The sequence below is a fragment of the Kitasatospora sp. MY 5-36 genome (genome assembly GCF_001182915.1).
Taxonomy (GTDB): Bacteria; Actinomycetota; Actinomycetes; order Streptomycetales; family Streptomycetaceae; genus Kitasatospora.
The window spans coordinates 1-2,790 of the sequence record NZ_LFVW01000537.1 but is presented as its reverse complement, the minus strand read 5'-3'; the positions used below and the strand labels follow the sequence as shown (position 1 = coordinate 2,790).

The 2,790-nt window shown below is 71.4% G+C and carries 3 protein-coding genes; 2 read left to right on the top strand and 1 reads right to left on the bottom strand.

The window, feature by feature from the left end:
* Nucleotides 1–843: 843 nt before the first annotated feature.
* Together AE652_RS29420 and AE652_RS29415 are read left to right on the top strand one after the other, a co-directional pair.
* A complete protein-coding gene (locus AE652_RS29420) occupies nucleotides 844–1,389 on the top strand; it encodes a Uma2 family endonuclease (RefSeq protein ID WP_049656953.1) in 546 nt (181 codons plus the stop codon).
* Nucleotides 1,390–1,481: 92 nt separating this feature from the next.
* Nucleotides 1,482–1,967, top strand: a complete 486-nt coding sequence (locus AE652_RS29415) for a DUF3995 domain-containing protein (RefSeq protein WP_049656954.1) — start codon at nucleotides 1,482–1,484, stop codon at nucleotides 1,965–1,967.
* Nucleotides 1,968–2,074: 107 nt separating this feature from the next.
* Here the strand turns inward: AE652_RS29415 and AE652_RS29410 are convergent.
* Nucleotides 2,075–2,790, bottom strand: a 716-nt coding sequence (locus AE652_RS29410; RefSeq protein ID WP_049656951.1) for a hypothetical protein, incomplete at its 5' end; no start/stop codon positions are given.

Sequence of the window (2,790 nt, the reverse complement as noted above, 5' to 3'; positions counted from 1 at the left end):
CATCAACGCATGGCGTCTGACCTGCGGATTCATCCAGAGGCTCCAAAAGCTTCATGCGGGCTAAAGGGTAGCGACACAGGCACCATGACACTGCGTCATGTGTCGCAGAGTGGTGGTCATCGAAACGGCGAGCGGCCCTCCGGGGCAACGGAAGGCCGCTCCATACCCGCGTCCACAGACCCATCACAGGAAGACGGTATGCCCTATGAATGTACGCCCCCGCGCAAGGAGTACCCGGAGCCGGAACTACGGTCGGTGGATCATGCCGCTCGGTGGAATCCTCACCATAGGAGTGGTGCTGTCGGTCTGGCTGGTCCCCAGTCTGGCCGCCCCTGTTGGGGCTGGCGCAGCGGTGGTAGCCGCTGGCGGCTCCCTCCTGAAGGAACCGTCCGAAGGGCGGTCTCGCAGGGGAAGTCGGCCGGCACCCCGAACCAAGCGAAGGTCGTCGAGCATTCACTCGAACTCTAGCGGCGGCCTCGGGCTCCCGAGCAGTCGTGAATCACTCTGACCGCTTCTCTCTGAGGGCATTGGCGTACGCCACCCTGTACGCCAACACCTACAGACAGGGCTGAACGGCAGCACACAGCGAACTGGGCCACAGCGCTGGCGAGGCCCAGAGGCTTGGCTCACATCCGCCCACGTCAACGCCTGAAAAGCGGAAGGTCGCCGGTTCGACCCCGGCCCTGGCCACAACCCGGAAGCCCCCGTAGCGAATTCGCTACGGAGGCTTCGCCGTTCCCGCACCCCGCCGGCCGACTACGCTGGGTGTCCGGCACCGGCGGATTCGGTACACCCGGTTCCCCCGGTCCACCTGGTTCATTCGGTTCAGGAGGCTTCGCGCTCATGGCCCCGGAACACTTCGCGCTCCTCGAGGAAGCCCGCAGGAGCCTGCCCGACGGCTTCAAGGTCGAGATCTCCGGCGACACCATCACGATGACGGTGAGCCCCTCCGGCATCCACCAGCGCAACCTGCTGGTGGTGCGTCGCCAGTTCGACGCGCACACTCCGGCCGGGCTGCTGCCGAGCGAGAACACCGACCTGGTCTCGCCGAATGTCGGCAAGAGCCGCAACCCCGACCTGACGTACGTTCCGGACGAGGCCCTGGCCACCACCGACAACCAGGTGCCCGCCGGGCTGGCCGCGATCGCGGTCGAACTGGTCTCGCCCTCCAACCCCGAGAACGACTGGGTCGGGAAGCTGCGCGACTACCCGCTGATGGCCATCCCGCTGTACCTGCTGATCGACGCCCGGCAGAAGACCGTCACCCTCTTCAGCAGGCCGGACGCCACCCGCTACCACCACCGCGAGGACGTCTCCTTCGGCGAGACCCTGCGCGTCCCGGAGCCCTTCGACTTCGACCTGACCACGGACGGCCTGCTGCCTTACTGACCCTCGGCCGCCCCCGGTTCCCCCTGGAGGGGGAGGGGGTACCGCCCGCGGGACGATCCGGCGGGGTGGGGCGGCGCGGGACCGTGGACGGCATGGAGACGACACGGGACACGGGGTGGAACCGGGTGGCGCGGGGCGCCGGGTACGCGGCGGCGGGGTGGGCGGTGGCCTTCGCGCTGGTGCACGTGTACTGGCTGGCGGACGGGCGGCTGGGGCTGCCGGACGGGCTGTCGGTGTGGAGCAGCACGCCGCTGCTGGTGATCGACGTGATCGCGATCCCGCTGTGCGCGGTGGCCGCGGCGGTGGCGCTGGCGCCGGTGCGGCGGTGGGGTGCCCGGGTGCCGGCCCGGCTGCTGGGCTTCGCGCTGTGGGGCACCACCGCGCTGCTGGTGCTGCACGCCGCGCCGTCGGTGCCGGACTGGATCGCGCTGGCCACCGGCGGCCGGTCGGGGGCCGGGCTGGACGCGATGGCCCGGTTCGCGACCTTCGGCTACGAGCCGTTCTTCCTGGCGGGCGGCCTGCTGTTCGCGGTCGTCTCGGCCGCCCGGCTCACCGTCCGCCGGGCGGCGGCACGGTGAGCCGGGCGGTGGGGCCGGGCGGCGTTGACCGTGTTCCTGGCGCCTGAGTAGGGTCGCGGACGGCGGGCTCGGTTCCGTCGAGCCCGCCATCCGGCCCGGTCAGGTGGTCAGGAGGTCCGGAGCCAGCTGTCGGTGCTGCTCACCACCGAGCCGTCCGCCGCGTACTGGGTGATCTTCGCGGCGTCGGTGCCCGGCTTCGCCACCACGCCGTAGTAGCGGAACGGGGAGTCCCCGACGGCGACCGGCACCGCCTCGGTGGTGCCGCCGGTCTTCCAGTCGACCGCGACCTTCGCGACCTCGGCCCGGACCCCTTCGATCACCACCGGCGGGATGCCCGTCGCGTGCTTGAGGCCGAGCGACGCGCCGCCGACCGCGGCCGGGTACCCGCCCGGGGAGGAGACCGCGTGCACGGAGTCGTCGGCCTGCCGCTTGCCGTCCACCGTGTAGTAGTAGTTCACCTCGTCGATGCCCGCGTCCCAGTTGCTGTCGACGTCGCTCTGCCTGACCGGCTTCACGTCCGGGTTGACGGCGTACCGCTCCGCCCGGATCAGCTGCGCCTGCTTGAGGGCGCCCTCCTTCGTGGGGGATGTCGGCCACAGCGCCACCCAGGCCTCCCAGGCGTGGCCGTTCGCGGTGCCCTCGCCGACCTTGACCCGGGTGGGGTTGAACGGGTCCCGGGCGCCGGGCGCCTTCGGGGTGGCCGTGCCGCCCGCGGAGCCGGGGACGGCCACGTCGGTGGCCGAGGCCGCGACCACGGTCGAGACGGCCTGCCGGCCGCGCTCGCCGAGCACCGCCGTCCCCCCGGCGATCCCGGCGACCAGCG